Source organism: Staphylococcus sp. EG-SA-2 (assembly GCF_017152085.1).
Window position 1 is genome coordinate 1 of sequence record NZ_JACYHC010000529.1, and the last position, 3,717, is coordinate 3,717.

General features: G+C 34.3%; 4 protein-coding genes. All 4 read right to left on the reverse strand.

What is annotated here, in order from left to right; all coding sequences use genetic code 11:
• Nucleotides 1-1,080 (reverse strand): MFS transporter (locus IDG60_RS08685; protein ID WP_206160625.1); only part of this gene is annotated, 1,080 nt, incomplete at its 3' end.
• Between the two features lie 293 nt (nucleotides 1,081-1,373).
• Nucleotides 1,374-2,069, reverse strand: a complete 696-nt coding sequence (locus IDG60_RS08690) for an ABC transporter permease (protein WP_000398941.1) — start codon at nucleotides 2,067-2,069, stop codon at nucleotides 1,374-1,376.
• Nucleotides 2,069-3,010 carry an osmoprotectant ABC transporter substrate-binding protein gene (locus IDG60_RS08695; RefSeq protein WP_000721551.1) on the reverse strand — a complete coding sequence of 314 codons (942 nt, stop codon included), beginning with the start codon at nucleotides 3,008-3,010 and terminating at the stop codon, nucleotides 2,069-2,071. The genes IDG60_RS08690 and IDG60_RS08695 overlap by 1 nt, the downstream gene beginning before the upstream one ends.
• Before the next feature lie 16 nt (nucleotides 3,011-3,026).
• Complete coding sequence (locus IDG60_RS08700; RefSeq protein ID WP_000569113.1) at nucleotides 3,027-3,662, reverse strand: ABC transporter permease; 636 nt, start codon at nucleotides 3,660-3,662, stop codon at nucleotides 3,027-3,029.
• Between the last annotated feature and the right edge of the window lie 55 nt (nucleotides 3,663-3,717).

The following is a 3,717-nucleotide window of genomic DNA, read 5'->3' on the forward strand; positions in this document are numbered from 1 at the left end:
TTCTGGTAAAAATGTTAACGACAATAAGATTAACCCAATCACTGTAAAGCCACTTCCTAGTAATAGTGGGCGCTTCGGACCATGTTGAGATAAAATCTTTTCACCTACACGAATCATTGACAACACTGCTATTAAATACGTTAATGAAATATAACCCGTTTGCGAAGAATTAAATCCTAATTGTTGTTGATAATACGTGTTAATAACGATAAGTGCACCACCTGCTACACCATTTAATAAGAAGTTTGAAATAGTTGCACCACTGTATCCTCTATTTTTAAAAATTGAAAAATCAACAAGTGGATGCTTTATTTTATTTTCGTAATATACAAAACCAACTAATGAACAGATAAACACAACAATTAAACCTAGAATTAACGGTGAAACTAAACCAAAATGAGACGTCTGTGTGATGATTACATTTAAACTTAACATCGTCACTACTAAAATGACTAAACCAATAACGTCAAACTTTTTAGCTTCTGCTTTCATACCTTTGATTGGTTCTGCTTTAGTCTCAGGTGCATGTTTGATTAAGTACATTGCTAATAATGTTAATAGAATTGAAACAACAAATATTGAACGCCAACCTATATATGTAGCCATTAAGCCACCAAACAACGTACAAATACCACTACCACCCCAAGAACCAATAGACCAATAGCTTAAGGCACGTTGTCTTCTTGTACCAATATAATATTCGTTAATAATAGCAAGTGTGGATGGCATAATACATGCTGCAGACAAACCTTGAATTATTCTACCTATAATTAAAAATGCTGGCAAAGGTGTAATGATGATGAGTAATGAACCTACAACATTTAATATCAATCCTACATAAGTAATTTTGACGCGACCAAATTTATCAGCAACATCACCAGCACCTACGATAAACAAACCAGCAAATAAGGCAGATAAGCTAACAGCGATATTTATCGTTCCAACGTCACTACTATATGTTGATTGTAATGGGACAACAAGATTAACAAGTGACTGCGCGAATAGCCAAAAGGTAATAACCCCTAAAACGATACCCAAAAGCAATCGGTTGTCACCTCTAAATTGTTTTGATGTGTCCATGAATTAGATAAGCCTCCTATGTTTAAGAAAAACAAATTTTTAATATGATATATTAAGAAACAATATCATAAATTTGCAGAAAATTATAAATAAAACATCTCATTTTTTAGCATTTTTACAATAATTAACGCTTTTTATCCAAAAACTTTCATGATAATAATTGCTATTTTAGTGTAAACGCATACAAACACAACCTATAAAAAGGCTACTCAAAGATTATTTGAGCTCCTTGAGTAGCCTCATTTTTTATAAATCATGAAACGAAATCGCTAAATTATAAACATCTTCTACTATTACATATTAATACTTTGCGGCCGATGATTAGATTGATTTTTACGATGTCGTGTTGTTGGGTCTAATCGTTTTTCTAAAAATCTTAATAGTACATCAATGACGATTGCAATGATAGCAATCGGAATCGCACCTGCTAAAATAAACGTTGTGCCATCCGTCGCATTTGTACCACGAATCACAATGTCACCAAGCGTAGGTGCTCCTATAAATGATCCAACGGCAACAACACCTATCGCAACAACCAAGGCAATACGAATGCCACCGATAATAACCGAAACAGATAACGGTAATTCAATCATTCGTAGCACTTGATTGCGTGTCATTCCCATACCTTTGCCAGCATCCTTAATATTCGCATCAACACTAGCTATACCAGTATAAGTGTTTTTTATAATTGGAAGTAACGCATATAAAAACACTGTTAAAACTACTGTTTCTGAACCTAAGCCCATGACTAACATTAAAATAGCTAACATTGCAATGACTGGAACTGTTTGAATTATATTTGCAATTGTAATTACAAATCCAGAAAGTTTTGTGTATCTTGCAAGCAAGATTCCCAATGGAATACCAATTAAAGCTGCAAACAGCACACCATAGACAGACATTAATAAGTGTTTGAAAAATAAATCCCATAGATAGCCAAAGTTCGTAACATAATAATTGAATAATTGCTGTAATAAATTACCTTCCATTACTTATGACCACCTTTCTGTTTATCAAAATAGTGGTGTTTTTTCAAAAATTCTTCTGCGACGACAGCAGGTTCTTTACCTTTACCATCCGCTTCATAATTCAAGCGTTGCATCTCTGAAGTCGAAATCTTTCCTGTCAACTTATTAATCGTCGTTTTAAGTTCTGGGTGTTGCCGTAATAATTCATTTGTTGCAACAGCACTCGCAGCATAAGGTGGGAAAAATTGTTTATCATCTTTAAGTACTTTCAAATCATACGCGGCAATTCGACCATCTGTAGAATAACCTAATGCAACGTCTAACTTCTCTGTGTTTAATGCGTCGTAGACTAGACCTATTTGCATTGGTCTCACTGTACCAAAGTCAAAACCATACTCTTTTTTAAATCCTTCATAGCCATCGCCTTTACGATTCATCCATGAACTATCCATACCTAAACGTAAATCTTTACTATGCTTTGCTAAATCTGAAACTGTCTCTAAATGATATTTTTTAGCAGTTTCCTTCGTTACCATGAATGCATACGTATTCGCAAAACCATACGAATCAAAAAACGTTTGATCAAATTTCTTTTTAAATCCTTGTTGTGTGGCTATCATTGCTTTCTTAGGATCTTTAATTGGTGCTTCCTTCAAAGCTCCCGTTAAATCTGTGCCATTATATCTAACACCTGATATATTAGCATCCCCATTAATTAAGGCATTATGTTGAATCGTACTTGACCCTAAATTATTTACTAATGTTGGCTTTATCTTACCATGTGTATCATGCTCTATTAACAACCGTAACATATGTGAAATAATTTGCGATTCGCTTGTTGATAATGCTGTAATTTTGACATCATTTTTCGTGCTCTTACTACCTAGTCCGGGCAAACTACATCCAGATAATACGGTAAGCGATAAGACAAACACGACAAGTATATATTTAATTTTCTTCATTATCTTAGCCTCCTAATTATCCAGATACTTTTAAGCCTTTGGGAACTACCCATTTTTCAACTAAAGCTAATAAGGCATCAACACCTAATGCTAGTGCAGTAACGAGTACCGTTGCAGTTACAATCATCAGTGGATCATATAAATTTAAACCATTGAAAATGAAATCACCTAATCCACCCGCACCTACATAACTTGCAAGTGTAGCCCAACTAATTACATACACAGATGACAAACGAATGCCACCAATGATAAGCGGCAATGCTAACGGCAATTCAACATCCTTCATCAATTGAAATTGTGTCATTCCCATACTTTTTCCAGCTTCTTTAATGTTGCTATCAATATTTTGAACACCGAGTACCGTGTTATTTAAAATAGGTAATAATACATAAATAAATAGCGCTACAATTGCAGGCGTTTTACCAACACCAAAAATCGGTATCATAATAGCAAGTACAGCTAGTGTTGGAATAGTTTGTAAGACACCTGCCACAGTTAATATAATATTGGCAGTTCGCTTTGTTTTTGATAATAAAATGCCTATAGGTACTGCAACAATGATGGCAAGTAATAATGCCACTATAGAAATATAAAAATGTTCCAGTGTTTTCGACATCAACTGTCCACCATGTTCATGTAGGAACTCAATCATGATTTATCATCTCCTATGTCACGTACTTTGACATTAGTAGTGTGTTGCTCATGCA

Coding starts and splice junctions, on each gene's coding strand:
- IDG60_RS08695 (WP_000721551.1), bottom strand. CDS start 3,010: ATGAAGAAAATTAAATATATACTTGTCGTGTTTGTCTTATCGCTTACC.
- IDG60_RS08700 (WP_000569113.1), bottom strand. CDS start 3,662: ATGATTGAGTTCCTACATGAACATGGTGGACAGTTGATGTCGAAAACA.
- IDG60_RS08690 (WP_000398941.1), bottom strand. CDS start 2,069: ATGGAAGGTAATTTATTACAGCAATTATTCAATTATTATGTTACGAAC.